Below are 23,232 nucleotides of genomic sequence, written 5' to 3'. Positions count from 1 at the left end.
TCCCCGGCCCCCTTCAACTCTACCCTTGACGTACCACGCCCCGGAGGTAATCTTTCCCGCATGAATCTTACTTCTTCCCTTCTTTCCAGGGTGCTCCAGGGCGGAACATGCACCAGAGAAGAACTACTGGCCCTGCGCCGGGAGCCGCTGGAAGAATTGTGCCGGGCAGCCAATGCCATCCGCAAACATTTCTGCGGAAACGTCTTCGACCTTTGCACCATCATCAACGGACGCAGCGGCAGATGCTCGGAGAACTGCAAATACTGCGCCCAGTCCGCGCACTACTCCACGGCTGTGGAGGAATACCCCCTGCTGAGCGACGAAGCGCTGCTGGCGGGAGCCAGATACAATGAAAACAAGGGAATCCTGCGCTACTCCATTGTCACTTCCGGCAAAAGGCTGACGGATGCGGACGTGGAACAGCTCTGCGCCAGCTACAGAAACATTTCCGCCCAATGCGGCATCTCCCTGTGCGCCTCTCACGGTCTTCTCTCCAAAAAGCATTGCGAGCAGTTGAAGGCGGCGGGCGTCACCCGTTACCACAACAATCTGGAAACCTCCCGCCGCAACTTCCCGAACATCTGCACCACCCACACGTACGACGACAAGATCCAGACGATCAAATGGGCCATGGAAGCCGGGCTGGAAGTATGCAGCGGCGGCATCATGGGGCTGGGAGAAACATGGGAAGACAGGATTGACATGTACATGGACATTGCCTCCCTGGGTATCAAATCCGTTCCCGTCAACTTCCTGACCCCCATTCCCGGCACCCCCTATGCGGACATGACACCGCTGGGGGAAGAAGAGCAATTGCGCATCGTGGCGCTGGTGCGCTTCATCATGCCGGACGGATTCGTCCGCATTGCCGCGGGACGGAACACCATGCGGGACCACGGCCGGAAAATCTTCATGTCCGGGGCCAACGCCGCCATCTCCGGAGACATGCTCACCACCTCCGGAGTAACGATCAGGGAGGATCTGGCCATGCTCGCGGAACTGGGCTATGAAGTCCGCATGAAATAAGCTTTCCCCGGCTTGCCATCCCTTCCCCTTCATCATGAATCACGCTGACTGGTCAAAAAAAGATCTGGAATACATCTGGCACCCCTGTTCCCAGATGAAGGATTATGAAACGCTGCCCCCCATCGTTATCGACCACGGCCGGGGGATCAGCCTGTACGACGTGGACGGCAAGCGCTACATGGACGTCGTCAGTTCCTGGTGGTGCAACCTGCTGGGCCATTGCCATCCCAAAATCAGCCAGGCCGTCAAGAACCAGCTTGATTCCCTGGAGCACGTCATCTTCGCCAACTTCTCGCACAAGCCCGCCATCACCCTGTGCGAGGAATTAATGAAAAAAATTCCGGTGGGACTCTGCAAATTCAATTTTTCCGACAACGGCTCGGCTTCCATCGAATCCGCCATGAAGATGAGCTTCCAATACCATTATCAGACGGGCAACCGCCGGAAAGTGCGCTTCATGTCGCTGAGCGACGGCTACCACGGGGAAACTCTGGGCGCCCTGTCTGTCGGCGGCCTGGACCTGTACTCGGAACTCTACAAGCCTCTTCTGCTGGACATCGTGCGCATTCCCGCCCCGGACTGCTACCGCTGTCCCAAAGGAAAAAAACGGGAATGCTGCCAGGCGGAATGCATTGATGCGGCGCGGGAAGTATTCGCCCGCCACGGTGAGGAATGCGCCGCCCTGCTGGTGGAACCCCTGCTCCAGGGATCGGCCGGCATGAGAATGTACCCGCCTTCCTATCTTGCCAAACTCCGCACCCTGTGTGATTCCTACGACGTCCATCTCATTGCGGATGAAATCGCCACGGGATTTGGCCGTACGGGCAGCATGTTCGCGTGCGACCAGGCGGGAATCACTCCGGACATCATGTGCATCTCCAAGGGGCTGACGGGCGGTTACATGCCCATGTCCATCGCCATCACTACGCAAAAAATCTACGATGCCTTTTATGCGGACTACCGGGAGGGGAAAGCCTTCATGCACAGCCACACTTATGCCGGCAACCCTCTGGGCTGTTCCGCCGCTCTGGCCGTTCTGAAAGTGCTGGATGAAGAACAAATCATTCCCCGTGCACGGGAAAAGGCCCCCTTCTTCCATCAATTGATCGTGGATGCCTTGGGAGATCATCCCCATGTGGGGGAAATCCGCCATCTGGGACTCGTCAACGCCATTGAACTGGTGGAAGACCGGGAAAGCAGGAAAAGCTTCCCCTCCGAACGCCGCCTGGGCTACCAAATTTACAAGGAAGCCCTCAAACAGGGACTGCTGCTCCGCCCGCTGGGCGACGTGCTGTACTTCAACCCGCCCCTCGTTATCTCTCCGGAAGAGATGCAGGAGGCTGTTTCCATCTGCGTCGGCTGCATCCGGAAAGTGCTGGGATAAACATTTTCCGCAGTAAAACAATATACCCGTCATTTTTTTTGAAGGAAAGATGAAACTTTTTTTCACGCACGGTGTTTGTTAAAATAACCTGTAAACCCTCCACACCGTCATGATACACTTCACCCCCCTGTATAAACGTCCGGCGCTTTCCGCGCTCATCCTCCTTGTCATGGGTTCCGGCTTTTGCCAGGCCCAGGAACTGCTTTCCGATTCCGCCAGAAAAGAAGCGGCGGAATGGCTCAAGGAAGTCAAAACCGGGCACCTGAACACCAGTTCGGCCCGTCTTCAAAAAGCCGTGGCTGCCCTGACGACGGCCATCGCCACGGAAAACGCCGCCATGAAACTCTACGTGGACGCCATGAAAGACCGATTCTTGAATCCCACCAGCATGATGTCCCGCATGCTGAACCGCGGCGGCGGCGGTTACCGGATGATGCGCATGCCCGCCATGAACGGCGGTAGAGGCGGCAGCAATGGCCGCAACGGCAGCAGCCAGAATGAAAGCCCCAGCTCCGCCTTCTCCAACTGGCGCAAGCAGAACACGGGCAACAATGTGGCTCCCGGCTTTAAAAAGGCCCTGCAGCTCCAGTGCAAATGGATGCTGCTCTGCCTGAAAAAAGCGGAGGCGGAAAAAAACGAGCGCGAAATCAACATTTCCCCCAGCGTGCTGTCCATGCTGGATGAAGTAGCCGCCAACGCCAAGGATGTGGGCGAACAGCTCGCCATGGTGGGCGGAGCCAGCGACGTCATCCGGACCTACCTGAACATCAGCGACTACCGGTCGGAAACCCTGCCGGACAACCTGATGGACCTCAACGGCATCTTCGACCGCGTGCTTCTGGTTCCCTACAAGGAAAACAAGGATGTGGAAAACTTCCGCAAGCTCTGGAACAAGCGCATCGGCCTGGAACTGGCTCTGCTGATGAACAACACCGCCAGCGACAAGAAAACGGCTGAAGTGGAAAAAGCCAACTTCCTGCTTAAAAGGCAGTGGGAACGGGAAAAAGCCTGCTTTGAACTCGGCGACCAGGTTGCTTCTCTGGACAAGATGAAGAGCCTGCTTCCCGGCATCAAGGACCCCAACGACAAGCAACGGGCCATCCGGGACCTGGAATACCTGCTCCTGAGCCCGGCGGAGAAGGAAAAACTCCGTGAAGACCGCACCGCCCGCCGGCAGCCGGGAGGTCCGCCGCGCTTTTAAAGGAGCCTTGCAGGTTACCCTTTTTTCATCCCCCGGTCCGTCAACCGGGGGATTTTTGTTATCCGGACCGAGCTCCTCCCTATAAAACCGGAGGCCGTTCCCTGCCGTCCCTGCCAGGCTGGAACCAGGTCTTGCGCAGGCGGTAAATGCGCACTCCTTCAATATTTTCATCCAGGTGCCACGCCGTGCGGATGCCGTGGTGTTCCCATATGTGGCGGCAAAGCATCGTAAAAAACTTCCTGTCCATATCGGAAAGGTCTCCCTGGGGCGTCAGGCAGACGATATAAACGTTGTCCCGGCAAAGATTCAGGGCGGTCTGTCCATTCCAGCCCATTTCCTGCAACTTCTTCTGCACGGGCTTCAGCGGAAAATTCCATCCGCCCAGCGTCACCACGTTTTTCCGGGAACAGCTCCACGCCTTGCGGAAAACGGACTGCCCGGGAGCCAGGTCATCAATAGTGCCGCCGGACATCTGCACACAAAACAGGGAATCCGGCTCCCGGTCCACCCGTTCGCACAGCAGGCGCCCCGCCTCCGGGGAAAACGACTCCATATTGGCCTCCCAAACGGCGGCGCACGCCTGGGAAAGAGAGACGGCAAACGCGCAGAACATGGGCAAGCTGCCCGTCAAAGCCCCCTTCCCCGTCCATTTGACGTGGACGGCCTGGAAATACTCCGGCCTGAGCAGGCATAACCCGGCAATCAGGAATGTGGGATACACCACCCGGAAATACAGGCGGTCTATGCTGGCCATGTACAACAAAACCAGCACCAAAAGGCCGCCCACACAACACAGGAGCGCCGGAGAATCCCCGCGGCGAAAGGAGGCGCGGCAGGCCAGTCCAAACAAAATCCAGCAGGGCAGAAGGTCCACGATGGAATCCCAGGAAAACAAATGCAGGGCCTTCTCTCCGCGAATCCACATTCTGGGCCAGAAATCGTTCCCGTCCCGCGCCAGCCTGAGTCTTCTCAAATAGTCGGTGTTGAACACCTCCATATCGCAATTCGTGAACATCTGCACCATCTTGATGTCGTTGGCAAACACCCCGTAGGAAGCACATTCGTACTCGTCCTCCGAACGGATGGGAGACGTATCGGACAACAAGGCGCGGGCCTCGTTCCAGGCAGCCACGTCACATCCCTCAAACACGCTGCGGTGGGCATGCCTGTTGTATCCGTTCAAGCCGTAGGAAAAGGCAAACACGCATGCCAGGGCTCCCCAGAGGCGTCCCCGGGAACGAAGCTTTTCCCAGGAGGGCCGGAACCCGTCCATGCTCCCCGCTGCCAACACCGCCCCGAAAAAGGCATCGCACACCAGGGCGGCATCCAGCCGGATCATGCTCCCCAAAACACATAAAAAGACGCCCGCAACCAGCTTCCACCAGGATGAAGAACCATGCTTCAGGCAGGTAAGCACCCCGGTAAAACCCACGAGAAACGCAGCATGGCTGAACTGAAGGGCGGCATAAAAGCCAGGCATAATCAATAGCCATACCAGCAGCAGCACAAGCGTCGTGAAATCATAGCTGCGCGCCTTGCGGGCATGCGCCGTAAGCATCGTGAAAATGGCGGCTCCGCTGGACAGCGTAGCAACGGCCAGAAACACCGGCCAGACGGACAATCCGCCCAGAACGGGGGCGATCATTAGAAGAAACCTCGTCAGCAGGGGATTGACGAAAATGACGTGCGCATCGGCATAGGAAGGATCGCCCCAGCCATCCAGTACGGAGGCGATCACCAAATCGTCATTGGACTGGTAGGCAACGCCGACAATACTCCAGGCAAGAACCAGCAGGATAATATTGAACCATACCGGATGAAGCAGGGGCAAAAGCGATATCCATCTCCAGACCTGTTTCATCATAAGCAAATTCCCTGACTGCCCGGCCATGGTTCCCGGCCGGGGCACGCATACTAGAAACGGGAAAAACGAAAGTCAAGAGCTGTATCCATTTCATTCCCGGCCTTCCGGCCATAAATGTCCCCCGGCGCTTCAACGGTTCAGGCACACAATAATGCCGATAATGATCAGCAGGTTTCCGGCCACTTTGCGCAGCGTCACCGGCTTTCCGAAAAAAAAGCGGTCAAAAAAAAGAATATACACGTAGGCGGAACACTCCAACACGTTCACCGTCACCATCGGCAAATGGGAAAGGCAGTAAAACGTAAGCAGGCTGCACCCAAAAAAAATGGCATACGCAGACACGGTAGCCCGGTTTACGAAATAAGAAAGGCCGGACAACCGGTCATTCATGGCGGACTTCTTTAAAATCACCTGGGAACAGGACGCCATAAAGACGGAAAACAGGGTCAGGCCGATATAAAATCCCTCATTCATGATGCGTCCTCCTCCGTGGATACCAGAATAATTCCACCGATGATCATGGCCGCGCCCAGAGCCAGCGTCCAGGAAAGGGCTTCCCCCAGACACAGCCATGCCAGCAGAATGCCCCAGATCACGACTGAGGAGCGGTTGGCGTACGCCACGCCCAGATTAAACCTCTTCAGCATGACTTGCCATCCTATGGCGTAAATGCCCAGCAGCAGCAGCACGCCGCACAGCAGGACATACCTGTGCCAGTCCATCCAGCCATAGGGAGCGGCCATACGCCCCATCATCGTGTTGAAGGCATAGACAATGAAAAGAAGATGTAAAACCAGATAATTAATCATGAAAGAGAGAAAAAGGAAACGGCCGGGAAGTTACTCGTAACGCCGGGCCACGATCACGGAAGGCCTGTGCTTGGTCTCCTTGTAAATTTTGGAAATATAGATGCCGATGACGCCCAGGCTCATCAGAATAAAGCCGCCGACCAGCCAGACAGAGGCCACGGAAGACGCCCAGCCCGTCGGCGCCACGTTGTACAGGAGCTGCCGCCCCAGAATCCATGCCACATACAGCATGGCGACCAAAGTCACCGCCAACCCGAAATAGGAAATATACACCAGGGGCTTGGCACTGTAGGAAACCACGGAATTCACTGCCAGCGCCATCTTCTTGCGAAACGTATAAGTCGTAGGGGAGGAGGAAGCCTTCTTCACCGTGCACGGCACCTGCCGGAATCCGGTGGCAACGCACAGGCCGAAAAAGAAGGGTTCCCTGTCTTGGAACTTCAGCATCTCACGCACAAACTGCGCGCTCATCAGGCGCGCGGTTACCATATTCTTTGTGATCTGCTGGTCGGAAAGCAGGTTGAACAGGGTATAAAACAACTCGCCGGACACGGCCTCAAAAAAGCCGCCTTTCCTTCTCTCCTGCACGCCATACACCACATCCGCCCCAGTATCGTCCATCTTCCTGGAAAAATCCTCCAGCCATTCGGGCGACTCCTCCAGATCGCTGTCAATCAGAAATACCCTCTCCCCGCGCGCTTCCTCGCAGGCCACGTACATGGCCAGATGATGCCCGAAGTTGCGGGACAAATCCACCACGCGCACCCTCCGGTCCTTCTCCCGCTCCGCCAGAGCCCGTTCCAGCCCGTCCCTGGGGCAGCCGTCGTTCACCAGCACCACTTCCGTCCGGTCCGGATCGTAACCAGCCGCACAGGCAGCGGAAAAACAGCGGGAGCAGAACTCCGCCAAGTACCCCCCCGTGCAATACACCGTAGCCGCAATGGACAATTGAATCTGCGGATCAGTCATAAATCTTTCACGTACATCAGAACACGTTTTCTTTCCCCATTCTTGACGCATTCCCCCGTATCTTCCGGGGAGAACTTAAACCTCATGCGTTCATGAAAATGGACGGACTTGGCGTTATCCTCCAGAATCCTGGCGCACAGGCGTTTCAAACCCAGATCTTTTGCGGCAACATCCATCATCCCTTCATAGGCAAAGGAAGCGGGCCGCAATTCCTGAAAATCCCGGTTGTAAATATAAATACCGATCTCGCCCTGGCGGGACTCCCGGTCAAACCACGGCAGATACACCAGGCCGAGCGGAACCTGGTGCGCATAAATCACGCAGGCGCAGGCATTCTCGCCGCGGACGTTTTTCTCCAGCCATGCGCTGTGCTGTTCTTCCGTTACCTGGTCCAGCAGAAAAAAGGGGCTGACCATATCGGAATTGCGCCATACGCGGAGTTGTGCGCGCATGGCTTCGTCCACATCGGACACGTTAACCAAACGCAGTCTCATGATTCCGCCGCTCCTTCCACGCCAAAACCGGCTTTCAGCACGCGACGGCAGCCCTCCGCGCCCAAATCATAATACAAAGGCAGCCTGAGCAGGGTATCGCTGGTGCGGTCCGTGCAGGCCATGCTGCCGGCGGTACGCCCGAATTTCACGCCTGCCGGAGCGGAATGAAGCGGAATATAGTGGAACACGGCCTTGATGCCCTCCTCCGCCAGTTTGCCGATCAGACTGGTGCGCTCCTCCAGGGAATTGAGCAGAACGTAATACATATGGGCGTTATGCACGCAATCCGCCGGAACGCAGGGGCGTTTCAGCACACCGGCCTTCTCCAGAGGCTCCAGGGCCTGATGGTACATGTTCCACCATTTCCGCCGCTCTCCGTTGATCTCCTTCCCATGTTCCAGCTGGGCATATAAATAGGCGGCCGTCATCTCTCCGGGAAGATAGGAGGACCCTACGTCCACCCAGGTGTACTTGTCCACCTGCCCCCGGAAAAACTTGGAACGGTTCGTTCCCTTCTCCCGGATAATCTCCGCACGCTCCATGAATGCGGGATCATTCACCAGCAGGGCTCCCCCCTCGCCGCAAATGACGTTTTTGGTCTCGTGGAAACTGTAGCACCCCAAATGCCCGATAGACCCCAGCTTGCGCCCCTTGTAGGAGGAGCCCACGCCCTGGGCCGCATCTTCAATCACGTACAGATGATACCTGCGAGCGATATTCATGATGGTATCCATCTCGCACGCCACGCCCGCGTAGTGAACCACGCAAATGGCCCGCGTCCGCTCCGTAATGGCCGCTTCAATCAGCGTCTCGTCAATATTCTGGGTATCCGGCCTGATATCCACGAACACCGGCACCGCGCCGCGCAGAACGAAGGCGTTTGCGGTGGACACAAATGTATAGGAGGGCATGATGATCTCGTCTCCGGGTCTGCAGTCAATCAACAGGGCGGCCATTTCCAGGGCGGCGGTTCCGGAATGGACGAGAAGCGCTTTTTTGGCGCCTGTGCGCTCTACGAGTAACTCATGGCACTTCCGGGTGTATTTGCCGTCTCCGGACAAATGGGCGCAATGAATGGCGTCCCGAATATAATCCAGCTCGGGACCGTGCTCATGAGGTTGGTTGAAAGGAATATTCATGGCTCCAAAAGAAACCTGCGGGCAGGCCGCCCATGCGGGCATCTCAACCCCAGGACGGACGGCTCCGTCCGCATGAAGCAGACCCTACTATGGATGAAGGACTGAAAACAAGCCTATACCTTGATGAACGTCCGGTTTTTATACAGATAATACAGGACGCTCCAGATCAGGCCGTAATTGCACAAATAAAAAACGAACTGCCGCCCGTCGCCGAAACACTCGCTGAATCCGGTAAAAAGCACACGCGAAAAATTGCGCGTGGGCGGGCACACCTCCGTCCACATGTACACGAAAATGGCATTGCTCCCTATAACGGAGAAAAAGAACGTCAGCCAGTTAAGCCTCAGAACATCCGTCAGCACGTAAAACAGGGCCAGAAGCAGATAGCACCAGCCGGCGGCCCACAAAACCATGGAACTGGTGAACAACTTCTTGATCATGGGGAAATCAAGGCTCCAGAAATACCCCAGCGCCAGACAACCCAGCCCGGCGGCAGCCAGACAGAGCAGCTTTTTTCCGTGCCCCTGGACGAGCTTTAACATCTGGCCGCCCAGCAATCCGAGCATGGTCATGGCCCCAAAACCGAACTGCCCCAGAATCCACGCGTAATTCGTGCCGTCCTGCCAGGAGCCCATCAGGTACTTGTCCACCAGCAGGGCTACATTCCTGTCGGGTTCCAGAACTCCCGCCGCGCACGACCCAACGGCAGGATCGGAGAAAGGAACAAACTTCATCACCAGCCAGTAGGCGGCCAGCAGAATGGCCGTGGCCGCCACCTGCCAGCGTATGGACAAATTCAGCAGGCAGATGGCCGCAATCAGATAGCCTGAACCAATGGCCTGAAGAGTATTGCAGTACAGGGACATCTTGTCCGGCTCAAAACTCAGCAGGTTGCCCTGCACCACCATTCCCAGCAAAAACAGCGCCACCACCCGTTTAATTACCTTGAAATAAATCTTCCATACGGGTTCCGAACCGATGCGCCGGCCAAAGGAAAACGGCATGGCCGTACCCACAATGAACAGGAAAAGCGGCATCACCAGGTCCCAGGCCGCAAACCCCTCCCACTGGACGTGCGCGGCATGTTTCAGTAGCCATGCGGGGCTCTTCTCATAAAACAGGTTGATGCCGGCGACGACAAGAGCCAGCCCCCCGGTTAAAAAAAACATGTCGAAACCTCGCAGTGCATCAATGGCGGCGATCCTCTGCGGCCGGGTATCAGGTGCTGAATCCATGGCAATATTCCCAATACGGAAATCGGGCGTCCAATCTTTCCCTCTTCCGGAAAGAAAAAACGGCTTTCTCTTTTCCCGTTTTCCGCGGAAGCCGACCAACTCCGTCATGATCTCCTTGCACGTATCCTTTCCGGAAACAAACGTGGTACAATAAATCACACATGACCATGGGGAATGAACAAGCCGGCGGACCATCCTGTTTCCGGGAGATAGAAGCCTATGCCCGTTTGAAACTGGATGAATACGGGCTGCATGACTGGCAATTCGGGTGGGACCGAGCACGGAGGAGGCTGGGCGTATGCCGCCTTCAGGAAAAAAGCATTACTCTTTCCATCCATTTCGTCCGTGCCAACCTGGAGGCGCCTCATGAAATCCAGGACACCGTCCTGCATGAAATAGCCCATGCCCTGGCGTGGGTCCGCCATGGGGAACGGACCCATGGCCCGTTGTGGAAACGCATCTGCCGGGAAATAGGAGCCGTTCCGCGCGCCGCGGCCAGACAGGACGCCATCCGCGTCACTACGTACAAATACATTCTTCGTCTGAAAACAACGGGAGAAATCGTGGCCAAATACCATCGCCGCCCCGCCTTCGCCAAACACCTCAAGCGCCTGGCGCTGAAAAACCGCCCGGAAACGCTGGGGCAACTGGCTTTGGAACCTTATGAAAACGAGTAAGCCCAGCCAGGGGATAAAAGGCCTCAAGCCGGGTATATTCGCCTGGGGGTTCCGGCTTTGCAGATTCCCCACTTCTTTAATGATTACCTCCCTGATAACAAGGACGGCATTGGGGTTGATGGCTGCCGTCAGCGGAAAACGATCATTCCGTATCTTTTTAGAATAATCCTGCATGCAAGGAAGACCAAACCATTCATGATGATTCATTCTTTCCACTTCAGCCAAGAGAACCGCATGGTATAAATGGTTCCTGTCGGCCTTGAACAATGCCTGAATCGTTTCATTAAGCAGAACGCCTTTGAACATCAGGGAAATTTCCCTGGAATGCTCCGCCGTAGTCTTCTCATCCGTGCATGCCTGCAATACAAGAATACCGTTCCTTGTCACATCCTCTTGATCACGGGCCACAGCCTCTCCGTGGCATGTCGCAACGGCGCATAAAACAGGGGGTATATATGGCAGAATCATCCTGATGTTAAAAGGCTGCATGCTCTTCAGATGCGGCATTCATTCACATGCCCACTTCCGCTATTCATCCAATTTTCTTTCAACTTCATTTTTTCAAAATCTCCATAACCCTTTTCTTCTTATCCTTCCCTACTCTGCTCTCCATCCCCCGGTTTTTACCCAGCTTCATAAAATAATAAAGGACCTCTTCCAAATCGGAATCCACCCGATTCGCATTCCGCCAGGAAGAGGACGCTGAAAGACGAATGAAATCCCCGCATCCGTTCTTCCATTGCTCCGCAAAAGCTTTGTCTTCCTTTCCGTTACCCGGCCCATGCCAGCGCAATGCCCAGGCATCCTTCTTCGTTGCCAGGCTCTTCCATTCCTCTTCAGACAACTTGACCCGGGCCCTGCTGATATACCCCAGACGGAAGACCATGACGGCTACAGCCTCTGCGTCCATATCCTTCCATCCCTTCTTTCTCCTCATCCTGTTATAATCCGCCACGGACTCTTTCCAGCTTTTTTCCGGCAACATATTATGCAAACAAACGTAGGCAAAATGCGGCGCACTCGTACTCTCCTCTCCTCCGGATACCTTCCAATTCACGGAAGCAAAATCGACTCTGGACTCCGTCATGTTGAGGCCCTGGGCATCCACCGTCATCCGGCCGTTTCCTCCTTTGGCCGCCTTTCTCTCCTCCACCCACATCCTGCTCAGACCGCTTCCGCCTTCCGGAAACAGCAGGAGCCAGATATCCTCATTCTTCAGAGTTCCCGGCAATGTCAGATATTCCATTCCAAAAGACTCCTTCTCCACAACACCCTTCCATTTTTCTGGCTTCGGCCCCTTCTCAATCCGCTCAATCAGCTCCAGCAGCCTTTCCCCCTGCATTGCCAGCCATAACTGTTCATCCTGGCCAAGCACTCCAAAAAGGGCTGAATCATGCAGCAGCAGGCATAAATACTCCCACGCCTGGACAACGGTCATACTGCACATGCCGGTATTGAATCCGTGGAATTCTCCTCCAAGCCTGCCGGCCGCCACAAGGACATCCTGCCCCATCATATCATTGTCATATTGCGGATTGCACGCGGCGCATATGCTCCATGAAGCGTCAAGACCGGGTTGATCATAAAACCGGCCGAGAGCCTTGTACAACGACTCAACAACCGCACTCAACTCCCTCTCCAAAGGAACATGGCGGAATTCCATCCCCCTCCATGAATTCAACAACCTGAGATCAAGATTCTTGAAAGACGGACTTTCCCCATATCCGGTAAAAAACCTGTAAACTTCAGGAAAGTAAACAGGTTGGGCCGCCTTCAAGACATTCTCCCTGTTGATGGCCCACATCCTTATTCCTCCGTCGCAGACATCCTCAGGCACTTGCAGCCAGATAAAGTCGTCTTCTTCCAGCCCGGTAATTTCAGACAACATTTCCGTCATTCGTTGCACTTCTCGCCCGGCAGGCCTGAGAACTGAGGGAGCTTTCAGAAGTTCCCACCAATCCTTATCAACTTTACTATTCTTTTCCAATGGAGAAGCCATCTCCCCTGTAAAAAAGACAGCTGATACAGAGGCAAGAAAGACAAATTTCCAATTTCTTTTCATTGTTCGGCAAAGGGTTGACTATGTTACCCTCCCGAAAATTCCGCGCAGAACACAATTACATCATGACAGACTCTTTCCAAACAAAAGAATTGTTGAATATAAAAAAGATAATAAATGGAGGGAGTTTGAATATTTATAGAAAAGAAAAAATACGTAAAGAAGTAGAAATTGTTACAAATTTGAATTTATTGGATAGATTTTTAAATATCAAAATATTATCGCAATAACCCTTTGCAGAATTTATTAATTTTTCGATTCATCATCCCAAGTTCGTTCAATAAAATTTTCTAAATCAGATCTTTTGGACAGTTCTTTTTCTGCAAATTTTAGTATTTTTTCATAATTCCCAGGATAGAACCAAGATCGATTAGCTGTAAACGGAGTTACATGCTCAAGTTTCACATCTCCATTTTCCAGAAGTTTAACTATTTCCGACATGTTGGGACACACGTCAAAATCTTCGCGTTCTAAAAAATAACCTAACTTTTTCATCCAAAAAATTGTTGTGCGAGAATAATCAATTGGAAAAGTAGGATCCATTTTATAACAGAAGGCATCTGAAAATAAAGCCATTTTGTAAGTATCAATTAAATGTTTTTTGTCCAAAACATTCTCATCTAAATATTTTTTTGATATATATGGTTCCACTCTATTTTTACTGCCTGGCGTCATTTGTATTAAAGCAGTTAATGCAGCTTCTCTCCATAGACTTGCATTAAAATTAGATAGGCTACTAGAATTATCTTCTATTACATCCAGATATTCATACTTTTTTTCTATATTTTTTTCTCCAAAAATATATCCAATACAAAAAATCAAACAAAAGATTATTGGAATCAACAAAATAATAATAATTTTTTTAAAAATATTTACTCTCATAAATTTATTTAGTTTTACAGAAATCATCACATTCTTTTTTTCTAGGATTTACTATTTTAACCACTTCTTGATCAATATATTTTTCAAGACCTTTAATAAATTTTTCAGGATTTTTTGCAGGTCCGAGAAATCCAAAAGAATGTTTCCCATCATACTCAGGAACATGTTTAGGAAGAATTATGAAACTCCTGGTCCGCATTTCTTTTTCACTGCAAAAAAATCCCAAAAAACCATCATCGCATTTACATGATAATGAAACAAAAATTCTAATTTGATCTCCGGCAGGAAGTCCCATGGTACTCATAAGTTTTGCCGTATGCTTTAAAAAATCATATAAACTTAATATTTTACTAATACTTCCCTTTGTATATTTTTTTGCTGTTTTTACAGCATCATCCACTCGACTTACTGTCAAATAAGTTCCATATGCTTCACTTTTGATAAAGACTTCATATGAAAATTTAGACGCAGCAAGCCCCAATTGATCAAATGAAAAATTTAAGTTATTCTTCACAAAGCTATACAAATTCCATCCTTCTAATTCAGAAATCGGGTCTCTATTGATCCATCTTCCGTCATGGGGATTGAAATGCCGGTAAGTGTAGTAGATAAGCCCCAACTCATCGTCCATGTACTCGGAGGAAAACCGGAACTTACTGTTCTGGGCCATATCCCCTTCCATTGCCAAGAGTTCTCCGAAGGGGGCATACTCATAGCGAGCCCTCTGTGTCTGCTGTTCGTCAAAAATGGAAGTGACGTTTTTCAGCCCATCATGCGTGAAGTAGAAATGTTCTCCCATTTCCGTTGCGCTTTCCTTCCAGAATGTCATCATCAAGATGCGTGTAGCCTCCGGTTCCGTTGGATCCCAAAGATAGCTCTTTACCAGAACAGGCCGGGGATGCATCAGGTCCAGTTCAGCCACTTCCAAGTAGCTGTCGTAGAGATAATAAGAGTGTCTGACAGCCTTCCCATTGACGAGCACCTTCTTTCGAAAGCGTCGTCCCATGTAGTCATAGTCACAAACGACAGCACTACAGCCGTCTTCACTGGTGAAAGAGACAGGCCTGTCATTGGCATCATAACAAACATTCCAGATTCCTGTAGAGGTTTTAATCCTGGTCTGATTACCGTCTGCATCATAGACAGGCTGGAAGGGAGTTCCTGCTCTGACGATGTTCGTATACTGGTTGAGCTGATTGGTTCCGTAAAATATTTCCTCTTCCAGTTCCTGGGCATTTTTGCGGTTGCCGATGTTGTCGTACTGGTAGGCAAAGTTGCCTCTTTGCTGGAGCTCATCATTGATAAGTTCACTTCTACTATTATAAGTGAAGTACCTTGTTATTGTCGGTGTAGCGGTATCCCAGGAATCCCGGCGCTGGGTGGGGCGCATCAGGTTATCGTATTGATAGGCATCTCCGGCCAACATGTTGCCAGTCCCGGCATCCTCATAGCTGATGGAGGCCAGGAGGTTGAGCCTGGAATGGTAAGTATTCTTGCGGACCATGCCGTTGGGATAGGATAATTGCTTGAGGAAGCCGTTGGTTTCGTCATACTCCCACGTAAAAGGAGTATCCAAGCCTTCCATATTCATCCCCATCATGGCACCTTGATGGCCATAGTCAAGATGAGAGTGCTGCACGGTACGCGTGCCCAGCATAAGACGGTATCCGCAGGGACGCCCGAAGGAGTCGTACCCTGGCTGGAGACAGCTTTCTACGATCCCAAAAGATGTATCCTGAATCATCTTACCATAAATATCATAAATGAGCTCCCTACGACCGGAGGCATCCGAGACAGCAACCATTTCTCCCAAATGGTTGTAGGTAAAATTCCAATCCGGAGTACTATCACTATGAGTGACCGAAACAAGCTCTCCGGTAAGGGGGACATAGGTATAATTGGTAGTAATACCGCGAGCCTTAGTGAGAGTCTTTAGACGGTTGAGCTTGTCGTAGGTTCTGGAGATGCAGGAGCCGTCGGAATAGGTCTTTTTAAGTTCCAGTCCTGTAGCATCATCGTAAAGCCACGCGGTGGTATCTCCATCGGTACGACTTGTAGGATCGGTGGTGATGTCTTTTTCATCCACCCTGAACGTGGTCAGAGCAATCATGTGATTACTCTCATCATAAGCGAAGCAAGCAGGCTGAATGGCAGTGCCGTATTCAGCTGTTTTCCGGCCGCGGATATCGTAGGAATAGCAGGTGGTGCCTCCCAAAGCATCCGTGATACAGGCTGGCGCATCACAGCAAGGAAGATAGACGGTGGTGGTGGTGTTGCCCGCTGGATCGGTGACTTTGATGGAGCGTCCGGCCAAGTCGCTTTCGGTGGTAGTGATATTTTTGCGAGCATCGGTTCGCTTCAGGATTATTCCTGTGGAGGCATAGGACCGTTCCTGTGAAGAGTGGATTCCTGCATAATTGGTTTGGCTTATGGTAAATCCATCCACTACAAGGGATTCGGCGACGATATCCGAAGTGGGAATGCGACTGAGCTGGGTACGCTTGGAGGGAGCCGTGTATTCCGTCCACTGGATGCTTTGCTGGCTGTAAACGTCAGTGGCAATGGTTTTGCTTTCCAGTACAGGGTCCAGCTGAGAAACCATGGTTTCGGTAGTCTGTGTGAGAGGCAGTCCTTCGGTATTGTAGGTTGTAGAGGTTTGTACCTGATAAATGCCATCCTCCCGTATCTGGTAGCATGTGGAGCTTTCCGATATCCTGTTTTTAGCGGCATCTTCGGGATGAAGCTCGTCCAGAAGGACGGTTTGCCTCACGATGCTGCCCAATTCACTGTAGTCGGTTGCTGTGGGAGCCATGTCTTCTGCTTGAGAGCGGACAAGCTGTCCCTTATCGTTGTAGGTGTTTCGGGTGGCAATGAAACCTTCCAAAGTATTGGGTTGTTCCTGTCGGATAGTTTGACCGAAACCGTTTTCCAGGTAGCGTAACAGAACCACTCCCTGGGACAGGGTGGTGGTAAGAATGCCCTCCTGTGTCAACTCAAGCTGGGTTTCCATTTCCCGCTGTCCGGTTCCCGTCTGGAGGAGAATGGTGCCATCATAATAAGTTTTGGTAATCAAGGTAGCTCCTGAAGGAGTGATTACAGTGGTGGTAAGCTGATTGTCACTGTATTGGGTCCTGGTCACACGTCCAAGAATATCCGTGGTAGAAATGGTTCTTCCCACGTTATCGTATTGGGTACTTTCAACCGTCGTCAGAGCGCCGACATCCTTTCGTGTGGAAATAATCCTTCCTGCGGCATCATAAATGTAGCTGGTGATAGTTTCGGGAGTGGTTTCCGTGGCGGAACGAATAGTTTCCACCAGTTGTTTGGCCGAGTTGTAACCGTAGCTGGTAACCACTCCGTCTTCATCGGTTTCCCTCAGAGGCCCACAGCACATCCACTCCGTCGTGCTGGTTCTGCCATTACCTCTTGTAGTTTTGGCAAGTTTGAGCTCGGCATCGTATTGGTAGTCTTCGGAAGAAATCAGAGACCAATTTTCACCTGTATGAACATACTGTTCTTGTCTGGTAATTGTACCGTTCTCAGCAATGTACTCAACACTCCGGGTACTTTGACCGGGAACAATGCTCCCGTTTGCCTGGACGGTTGTCGTTACCTTGTGGATGGCTCCGTATTCTGAAGAGGCTTCATAGGTATAAATGGTCTGAACGCCGTTGATGCCCTGGCTCATCTTCTGTCTCCCCCGGGCATAGGGATACTGAGCTGCTTCCCCATAAGTTTCCGAGACGCTTGTGTGAACCTGGTCGGAGCCCAAAGCCGTTTCTGTTATTGTCGTTTGGTTCACCTGAGGAGTGTCTTCATACGTGTAGACTTTTGTCCTCAGGACGGTTTCCGTCCCATCCTCAGCAATGATTACCTCTCTTTCCGTTGCCGGCCTGAAATCATTGAAGCGCAGGTCGGCGTAGGTGGTACGTGTTCCTTTCTCCCCTCCGCCTGCCCACGGCGTTGCTTGCAGAATGACGCGTCCCTGGTCGTCGTACTCGTAGCGCGTGTAGCCTCCGTCGGGCTGGATTTCCAGAGATACCCGGAACTGGTCGTTATACGTGTAGAGTGTCGTTTGGGCCAGGGGAGTATTGTAGCCTTCCGTCCTGCTGATGGTCAGCCAGCCGCCGTCCGTGCTCTTCTGGACGGTGCGGACGCAGGATACGGGTGTTTCCTCGTTGATCTTGCGGTAGCTCTCAATCATCTCCCACTTGCCCCCGGGCAGGAAATTGCGCTCAATCCGCCGTACGATGCGCTCGTCCCCTTCACCCTGGGTGATGGTTACATTGTTGCCTTCCACTTTCCGTTCTGTATGGAAGGCGGCCATGCCCTGCCTCTGCTCGGTGATGAGCATCACGGGTGCTCCATCCTTGAGAGTATTTTCATAGCTGACCGTCTTGTAGGGAGTCCCGGAAGCAGTTACGCTCCGGGCGGTTTTGTTCACCTGGGAGGGGGAGTACCACTCCAGGGTGAGCTTGTTGCCCTCAGGCACTGCCTGGAGAAGACCCTGCGACTGGGACCAGATGCTCTGGATGGCGCCGGTGGAGGGATGGCGGTTGACCTGGAGTTTGGCAGCATAGGCTTCCGCCGTGGTTTCCACCCCGGAAGAAGAAATCAGGGAAACAACCTTGCCGGTGGAAGCCGAGAAGCGCAGGGTGCTTCCATTGCTCTGGACCATGTCCAGATAAATGGGATTTCCGTCCGTACAGGGAGACTTGTCCTGGTTGAGCAGCCGGACCCTGTAGTTGAGCTTGCGAGAACCTCCGGAAACGGGAGCGTCGGCGCTTCCGGCGGCGGCATGGAAAGAGATGGAGCTGCCGGTGGGGCGCTTGACAGTTGCCTGGCGGGAAGCGGAGTCCCAGGAGCAGGTCCATTCGAGGGGATGCTTGTAGCGCAGTCCAATGGAGCATTGAGGATTGGCCCGGAAACTGAAGGTGGCAAAGGTAGCAGCACCGCCTCCTTCTCCCCCACCTCCGGAGTTTCCTCCGCCGACTTCCAGCATGCCTTCACAGTCGTCGGCATCATCCGGGTTGCCGCCGAAGGAGTGGCCTCCGGCAGAGTTGGGTCCTCCATTCTTGTCACACTCGGATTGAGCGCTTTCTTCCTCGCATTTGCAGGAACAGGGGCACGGGCAGCCTTCTTCTTCCGGTCCGCTGGAAGAGGAAGAGGAATTGCTGCTGGAGCTGGAACTGGAACTGGAACTGGAACTGGAACTGGAACTGGAACTGGAGCTGGAGCTGGAACTGGAGCTGGAGCTGGAACTGCTTGACTTGGGATCAAACTCAAAATCAAACCCTCCTCCTTCCGAAGAACTGCTTGAAGTACCCTCATCCTCTTCATCCCGATAAAGATTGACCAGGGTGATAACTTCCTCCCCTTCCTTGTCCGGAGGAGTTACATTGGGATTGAGGTAGGAATTGATATCGGGCACCTCCGCCTTGTCGGAAAGAACGGCAATGCAGAACTCCTGTCCGGAGCCCAGGGCGGGGTGGTATTCATGGACGATTTGGCACCAGTAATACCCCTGTTCGAGCACGACGCTCTCCGGCTTCACGGAAAGGTCCTTTGCTTCGCTGGTCAGTTCCACATTCTTGAAGGGAATGGAGAGGGAGATGGAGAGGAATCGGCGTCCAGGGAGAGGAAATAGGTACCGCGTTTCATGATCTTGAGGTACCCGGTCCATTCATGGCGAGTGTCATCGGAAGCGGAGCGAGGGGAGATGAGAACGGGGCGGTGATGCCGTTGACGTAGAAGTCGGCCTGCGGGAGGCCGTTGGCGAACATGGGAACGAAGGGATAACGAGGTTCCAGGGTAATTTGGGTATTATTCATTGTCTTGTAAATCAGGATTGTTAAGTGATTTGCAGACAATGTAGAACTACCGGTCGCCCAAATGAAAGACGCCTGATACGTTAAGAACTCATTTCATTTTTGAAATGGAAGGCAATACTCAGAAAAAAGAACTTATTCCTTCCAATAAATTTTCTAGAAATACCGAAATTAAAATAAAAATTACGTTGGAATCACCGCCTTAATTACAGTCGATTACCAGAACAGGAATTTTTTCCATTTAAAAAATCCGATTCCTGAAAAAGAGAAATCAGGGAATACCTGCCTCCGCTACTCTTCCTCCACGGGCTTTGCCGAAGAGTTCAGGGCGCACTGGCGGACATAATCATAAATCTTTGGGTCGCTATCTCCCGCGGCCCAGACTACGCGCAGGAAATCGGCGGGATGAATGTGGCCGTGGTCCCGGAAAAAACGGCGGTCGTTTTCACAGCAGTAAATGATATCGTCTCCCATGGACCCGGCCAGCTTGGCTCTCGCCTTGGCAATCAGGCGCGGCAGGTAGGGAAGGCCGCTGAGCTCATCTCCAAATCCGGGCAGATCATACCCGATCACGGGTTTTCCCTGGTAAAACTGGCCATGCTGGATAATCAGGAAAAAATCCCGGCGCGCCGCGGCTATCAACAGTACCGTCGTAGGAGACGGAGCTCCCGTGCGGGCATAGGATTCCACAAAGTCAAACAATTCCCTCGTGCGGCAGCCGATGGAAGACAGAAACATGATTTCCTGGTCCGTGAAGAAGCCGTCCACATTCCGGTGGCCTTCATGGTAGCGCCCCACCGCTTCGCGGAAAAGGTCGTAAAACGTATCGTTCCAATCTTCCTCCATCACCGTCCGGGGGTTCTGTGCTTGCGTTTGAAATTCAGCATCATGATCTGCTTGGTCAGGCTGGCCTCAAACCGCGCCTGTTCCTCGCGGGACATTTCAGAACGGGCCTTCAGTACTTCCTGCGCCTCCTCAATGGCGCGCTCCACGCTGCTTTCATCAATCTGGGAGGAGTCCAGAGCCAGGTCCGTCACCATGAGTACATGGTCGTCGTTGATCTGCACAAATCCGGTTCCCACCACCATGCTTTCCTCCGGTCCGTCCACAGGCTTGTAGCGGAGTTCCCCCGGTTCCAGGGAAGTGATCATGGCCGTGTGGTGGTCCAGCACCCCCATTTCACCAAGGCTGCCGGGCAGGTACACATACTCCACATTGGCGGAGACCACCACTTCATCCGGGGTAATGACTTTGAACTCCATGCTCATGGTACGGAACGATCGGGAAAAGGGTTATTTGGCCTCCTTGAGAACGTCTTCTATGCTGCCGCGCATGAAGAAGGCGTCTTCCGAGACCATGTCCAGCTTGCCTTCCAGAATCTCCTTGAACCCGCGGACCGTTTCGGACACGGGCACATAGGCTCCGGGAATGCTGGAGAAGACTTCCGCCACATGGAAGGGCTGGGTCAGGAAGCGCTGGATCTTGCGGGCCCGGCTGACGATGAGCTTGTCTTCTTCGGAAAGCTCGTCCATGCCCAGAATGGCGATCATGTCCTGAAGGTCCTTGTAGCGCTGCAGGACCATCTGCACGCCACGCGCCACCTGGTAGTGCTCCTCGCCCACGGTTTCCGGGGCCAGCGCCTTGGAGGTGGAGGACAGCGGATCCACCGCGGGGAACAGGCCCTGGGCGGCCAGCGCACGTTCCAGCACCACCGTGGAATCCAGGTGGGCGAAAGTGGTGGCGGGAGCGGGGTCCGTCAAGTCGTCCGCAGGGACATAAACAGCCTGCATGGATGTGATGGAGCCATTCCGGGTGGATGTGATGCGTTCCTGAAGGTCCGCCATTTCCTCCGCCAGATTCGGCTGGTAGCCCACGGCGGACGGGGTGCGACCCAGCAGGGCGGACACTTCCGACCCCGCCTGGGAGAAACGGAAAATGTTGTCGATGAACAGGAGCACGTCCTTGTGCTCTTCATCACGGAAATATTCCGCCATGGTCAGGGCGGAAAGGGCCACGCGCAGACGCGCTCCCGGCGGCTCGTTCATCTGGCCGTACACCAGGGCCACCTTGGACTCCTCCGGCTTTTCCAGATTGATCACGCCGGATTCAATCATTTCATTGTACAGGTCGTTCCCTTCGCGGGTACGTTCCCCCACCCCGGCAAAAACGGAAAGGCCGCTACGCGCCTTGGCGATGTTGTTGATCAGCTCCATGATGAGTACGGTCTTGCCCACGCCGGCGCCGCCGAACGCGCCGACCTTGCCGCCTTTCAGGAAGGGGCAGATCAAGTCGATCACCTTGATGCCCGTTTCCAGTACCTCCGTACTGGTGGACTGTTCGTCCAGGGGAGGAGCGCTGCGGTGAATGCTTCTCACCCCGGCGCAGTCAGGCTTGCCCCGCTCGTCCACGGACTCACCCAGAACATTGAAGATGCGGCCCAGAACGCACGGTCCCACCGGCACTTCGATGGGATGTCCCAGATCGCGCACGGGCATGCCGCGGCGCAGGCCGTCCGTGGAGCTCATGGCCACGGCGCGCACCCAGCCGTCGCCGATGTGCTGCTGGACTTCCAGCACCAGGGTCTTGCGCTGCCCGTTGATCTCATAATCCACTTCCAGGGCATTGAGCAGGGCGGGAAGCGTTTCGGACCGGGAAAAATCGGCATCGACCACGGCGCCGATGATTTGAACGAGAGTGCCTGTGTTATTCATAATGAGAAAATGTTAATATTGAAATATGATGAAGGGAAAAGTTGCTTGCGGGATGGGTGAAAGCCGTCGGTGTCCTTATTCCATGGCGCGCATGGCGGTGGTGATTTCCAGCAATTCGTTGGTGATCTGCGTCTGGCGCGCCTTGTTGTAATCCAGCGTAAGTCCGTTGATGATGTTTTTGGCGTTTTCCGTGGCGCCCTTCATGGCGACCATGCGGGCGGAATGCTCGGAAGCGCGGGCCTCCAGCACGATCTGCACCAGCCCGTGGAAGACGTACAGCGGCAGAATTGTATTCAGCAAGTCCGTGGGGCTCGGCTCCAGCAGGAACTGCTTGTGGGCCTCCGCCCCGTCCAGGGAGGCGCCCCCGGCCTTGGCCATCTTCATCAGGGGGTCCTGCTCAATAGGCAGCAACTGGCGGAAAAGGGGCTTCTGCACCATCGTATTCACAAAGCCGGAGAAGGCCACAAATACGCGGCTGTATTCCCCCTCCTTGAATTTCTTCAGCAGGAAATCGAAAATGGGCTTCAGTTCCAACAGGGAAAGAGGGTCCGTCAGACTCCAGGTGGCGTCCAATTGATCCCCCAGCCTGGCCAGCGTGGCATTCAGCTTGCGGCCGATGGTGACGTAATGGGCGCCTTCCGGCGCGGCCTCCCGCGTCATCTTGATGAGGTTGGCGTTCAGGCCGCCGCACAGGCCGCGGTCCGTGTTCACCAGAAGCACCAGGTCCACGCCTCCGTGGCTCTGCATCAGGGGGCTGGAATTGGTATCTATTTCATCCTGGAGATGGTAGAGCACTTCCGCCAGGGCGCGGATGTAGGCGCGGCCCTTCACGGCCTGCTCCTGGGCGCGGCGCATCTTGGCGGAAGCCACCATCTGCATCGCCCTGGTGATCTGGGACGTGTTTTTGACGGACTTGATCCGGCGTCTGATGTCTCTCAGGTTGCCCATGTTTCA

General features: G+C 53.6%; 19 protein-coding genes and 1 pseudogene. 5 read left to right on the top strand and 15 right to left on the bottom strand.

Annotated elements, in window-relative coordinates; genetic code table 11:
• Positions 1-60: 60 nt before the first annotated feature.
• The 3 genes from bioB (at position 61) to OQH67_RS06925 (ending at position 3,611) form a co-directional block, all read left to right on the top strand.
• Positions 61-1,026 (top strand): biotin synthase BioB, encoded by a 966-nt coding sequence (gene bioB, locus OQH67_RS06935; protein ID WP_215436700.1) that lies wholly within the window; start codon positions 61-63, stop codon positions 1,024-1,026.
• Positions 1,027-1,060: 34 nt separating this feature from the next.
• Positions 1,061-2,410 (top strand): adenosylmethionine--8-amino-7-oxononanoate transaminase, encoded by a 1,350-nt coding sequence (gene bioA / locus OQH67_RS06930; RefSeq protein ID WP_215436697.1) that lies wholly within the window; start codon positions 1,061-1,063, stop codon positions 2,408-2,410.
• Between the two features lie 109 nt (positions 2,411-2,519).
• Positions 2,520-3,611 (top strand): hypothetical protein, encoded by a 1,092-nt coding sequence (locus OQH67_RS06925; RefSeq protein ID WP_215436682.1) that lies wholly within the window; start codon positions 2,520-2,522, stop codon positions 3,609-3,611.
• A 79-nt stretch (positions 3,612-3,690) separates the two neighbouring features.
• Here OQH67_RS06925 and OQH67_RS06920 read toward each other — a convergent pair whose 3' ends face one another.
• From OQH67_RS06920 to OQH67_RS06890, 7 genes and pseudogenes are all read right to left on the bottom strand, one after another.
• Positions 3,691-5,475, bottom strand: a complete 1,785-nt coding sequence (locus OQH67_RS06920) for a hypothetical protein (RefSeq protein WP_215436679.1) — start codon at positions 5,473-5,475, stop codon at positions 3,691-3,693.
• Between the two features lie 129 nt (positions 5,476-5,604).
• Positions 5,605-5,949 carry an EamA family transporter gene (locus OQH67_RS06915; RefSeq protein WP_215436676.1) on the bottom strand — a complete coding sequence of 115 codons (345 nt, stop codon included), beginning with the start codon at positions 5,947-5,949 and terminating at the stop codon, positions 5,605-5,607.
• Positions 5,946-6,290, bottom strand: a pseudogene (locus OQH67_RS06910) (transporter); the annotation flags it as partial. The pseudogene OQH67_RS06910 and the gene OQH67_RS06915, both read right to left, overlap by 4 nt.
• A 24-nt stretch (positions 6,291-6,314) precedes the next feature.
• Entirely contained in the window at positions 6,315-7,253 is a 939-nt protein-coding gene (locus OQH67_RS06905; protein WP_215436670.1) for a glycosyltransferase family 2 protein, read from the bottom strand.
• Positions 7,250-7,747 (bottom strand): GNAT family N-acetyltransferase, encoded by a 498-nt coding sequence (locus tag OQH67_RS06900; protein WP_215436667.1) that lies wholly within the window; start codon positions 7,745-7,747, stop codon positions 7,250-7,252. The genes OQH67_RS06905 and OQH67_RS06900 overlap by 4 nt, the downstream gene beginning before the upstream one ends.
• On the bottom strand, positions 7,744-8,886 hold the full coding sequence (rffA, locus tag OQH67_RS06895) for a dTDP-4-amino-4,6-dideoxygalactose transaminase (RefSeq protein ID WP_215436657.1): 1,143 nt from the start codon (positions 8,884-8,886) through the stop codon (positions 7,744-7,746). Before rffA ends, OQH67_RS06900 begins: the two co-directional genes overlap by 4 nt.
• Before the next feature lie 113 nt (positions 8,887-8,999).
• Positions 9,000-10,121, bottom strand: a complete 1,122-nt coding sequence (locus OQH67_RS06890; RefSeq protein ID WP_215436654.1) for an acyltransferase family protein — start codon at positions 10,119-10,121, stop codon at positions 9,000-9,002.
• 161 nt (positions 10,122-10,282) lie between these two features.
• On the opposite strand from OQH67_RS06890, the gene OQH67_RS06885 reads away from it, so the two are divergent.
• A complete protein-coding gene (locus OQH67_RS06885; RefSeq protein WP_215711676.1) occupies positions 10,283-10,798 on the top strand; it encodes a SprT-like domain-containing protein in 516 nt (171 codons plus the stop codon).
• 553 nt (positions 10,799-11,351) lie between these two features.
• On the opposite strand, the gene OQH67_RS06880 is transcribed toward OQH67_RS06885, so the two are convergent.
• Positions 11,352-12,860 carry a hypothetical protein gene (locus OQH67_RS06880; RefSeq protein WP_215436648.1) on the bottom strand — a complete coding sequence of 503 codons (1,509 nt, stop codon included), beginning with the start codon at positions 12,858-12,860 and terminating at the stop codon, positions 11,352-11,354.
• Between the two features lie 62 nt (positions 12,861-12,922).
• On the opposite strand from OQH67_RS06880, the gene OQH67_RS06875 reads away from it, so the two are divergent.
• Positions 12,923-13,087, top strand: coding sequence for a hypothetical protein (locus OQH67_RS06875; RefSeq protein WP_215436645.1), 165 nt, complete (start codon positions 12,923-12,925; stop codon positions 13,085-13,087).
• 16 nt (positions 13,088-13,103) lie between these two features.
• Here the strand turns inward: OQH67_RS06875 and OQH67_RS06870 are convergent, their stop codons facing one another.
• The 7 genes from OQH67_RS06870 to atpG all read right to left on the bottom strand — a co-directional run bounded on the left by OQH67_RS06870 (position 13,104) and on the right by atpG (position 23,226).
• On the bottom strand, positions 13,104-13,769 hold the full coding sequence (locus tag OQH67_RS06870) for a hypothetical protein (protein ID WP_215458965.1): 666 nt from the start codon (positions 13,767-13,769) through the stop codon (positions 13,104-13,106).
• Positions 13,744-19,422, bottom strand: coding sequence for an RHS repeat domain-containing protein (locus OQH67_RS06865; RefSeq protein WP_215719879.1), 5,679 nt, complete (start codon positions 19,420-19,422; stop codon positions 13,744-13,746). Before OQH67_RS06865 ends, OQH67_RS06870 begins: the two co-directional genes overlap by 26 nt.
• Positions 19,397-19,570 carry a hypothetical protein gene (locus OQH67_RS06860; protein ID WP_215711674.1) on the bottom strand — a complete coding sequence of 58 codons (174 nt, stop codon included), beginning with the start codon at positions 19,568-19,570 and terminating at the stop codon, positions 19,397-19,399. The genes OQH67_RS06865 and OQH67_RS06860 overlap by 26 nt, the downstream gene beginning before the upstream one ends.
• 288 nt (positions 19,571-19,858) lie before the next feature.
• Positions 19,859-20,413 (bottom strand): DUF5069 domain-containing protein, encoded by a 555-nt coding sequence (locus OQH67_RS06855; RefSeq protein WP_067572818.1) that lies wholly within the window; start codon positions 20,411-20,413, stop codon positions 19,859-19,861.
• Entirely contained in the window at positions 20,413-20,835 is a 423-nt protein-coding gene (gene atpC / locus OQH67_RS06850; RefSeq protein ID WP_130083541.1) for an ATP synthase F1 subunit epsilon, read from the bottom strand. The genes OQH67_RS06855 and atpC overlap by 1 nt, the downstream gene beginning before the upstream one ends.
• Before the next feature lie 24 nt (positions 20,836-20,859).
• Entirely contained in the window at positions 20,860-22,278 is a 1,419-nt protein-coding gene (gene atpD, locus OQH67_RS06845; RefSeq protein WP_215434041.1) for a F0F1 ATP synthase subunit beta, read from the bottom strand.
• A 75-nt stretch (positions 22,279-22,353) separates the two neighbouring features.
• Complete coding sequence (gene atpG, locus OQH67_RS06840; RefSeq protein WP_067572812.1) at positions 22,354-23,226, bottom strand: ATP synthase F1 subunit gamma; 873 nt, start codon at positions 23,224-23,226, stop codon at positions 22,354-22,356.
• Positions 23,227-23,232: the final 6 nt, after the last annotated feature.

The organism is Akkermansia biwaensis, assembly GCF_026072915.1.
Taxonomy (GTDB): Bacteria; Verrucomicrobiota; Verrucomicrobiia; order Verrucomicrobiales; family Akkermansiaceae; genus Akkermansia; species Akkermansia biwaensis.
Note: the sequence above shows the minus strand (reverse complement) of the source record. Positions and strands in the feature narration are given on the sequence as shown.

What these genes read in the sequence shown, in the direction of transcription:
- bioB (WP_215436700.1), top strand. Translation starts at nt 61, where the DNA reads ATGAATCTTACTTCTTCCCTTCTTTCCAGGGTGCTCCAGGGCGGAACA.
- bioA (WP_215436697.1), top strand. Translation starts at nt 1,061, where the DNA reads ATGAATCACGCTGACTGGTCAAAAAAAGATCTGGAATACATCTGGCAC.
- OQH67_RS06925 (WP_215436682.1), top strand. Translation starts at nt 2,520, where the DNA reads ATGATACACTTCACCCCCCTGTATAAACGTCCGGCGCTTTCCGCGCTC.
- OQH67_RS06920 (WP_215436679.1), bottom strand. Translation starts at nt 5,475, where the DNA reads ATGATGAAACAGGTCTGGAGATGGATATCGCTTTTGCCCCTGCTTCAT.
- OQH67_RS06915 (WP_215436676.1), bottom strand. Translation starts at nt 5,949, where the DNA reads ATGAATGAGGGATTTTATATCGGCCTGACCCTGTTTTCCGTCTTTATG.
- OQH67_RS06905 (WP_215436670.1), bottom strand. Translation starts at nt 7,253, where the DNA reads ATGACTGATCCGCAGATTCAATTGTCCATTGCGGCTACGGTGTATTGC.
- OQH67_RS06900 (WP_215436667.1), bottom strand. Translation starts at nt 7,747, where the DNA reads ATGAGACTGCGTTTGGTTAACGTGTCCGATGTGGACGAAGCCATGCGC.
- rffA (WP_215436657.1), bottom strand. Translation starts at nt 8,886, where the DNA reads ATGAATATTCCTTTCAACCAACCTCATGAGCACGGTCCCGAGCTGGAT.
- OQH67_RS06890 (WP_215436654.1), bottom strand. Translation starts at nt 10,121, where the DNA reads ATGGATTCAGCACCTGATACCCGGCCGCAGAGGATCGCCGCCATTGAT.
- OQH67_RS06885 (WP_215711676.1), top strand. Translation starts at nt 10,283, where the DNA reads ATGACCATGGGGAATGAACAAGCCGGCGGACCATCCTGTTTCCGGGAG.
- OQH67_RS06880 (WP_215436648.1), bottom strand. Translation starts at nt 12,860, where the DNA reads ATGAAAAGAAATTGGAAATTTGTCTTTCTTGCCTCTGTATCAGCTGTC.
- OQH67_RS06875 (WP_215436645.1), top strand. Translation starts at nt 12,923, where the DNA reads ATGACAGACTCTTTCCAAACAAAAGAATTGTTGAATATAAAAAAGATA.
- OQH67_RS06865 (WP_215719879.1), bottom strand. Translation starts at nt 19,422, where the DNA reads ATGGACCGGGTACCTCAAGATCATGAAACGCGGTACCTATTTCCTCTC.
- OQH67_RS06860 (WP_215711674.1), bottom strand. Translation starts at nt 19,570, where the DNA reads ATGAATAATACCCAAATTACCCTGGAACCTCGTTATCCCTTCGTTCCC.
- OQH67_RS06855 (WP_067572818.1), bottom strand. Translation starts at nt 20,413, where the DNA reads ATGGAGGAAGATTGGAACGATACGTTTTACGACCTTTTCCGCGAAGCG.
- atpC (WP_130083541.1), bottom strand. Translation starts at nt 20,835, where the DNA reads ATGAGCATGGAGTTCAAAGTCATTACCCCGGATGAAGTGGTGGTCTCC.
- atpD (WP_215434041.1), bottom strand. Translation starts at nt 22,278, where the DNA reads ATGAATAACACAGGCACTCTCGTTCAAATCATCGGCGCCGTGGTCGAT.
- atpG (WP_067572812.1), bottom strand. Translation starts at nt 23,226, where the DNA reads ATGGGCAACCTGAGAGACATCAGACGCCGGATCAAGTCCGTCAAAAAC.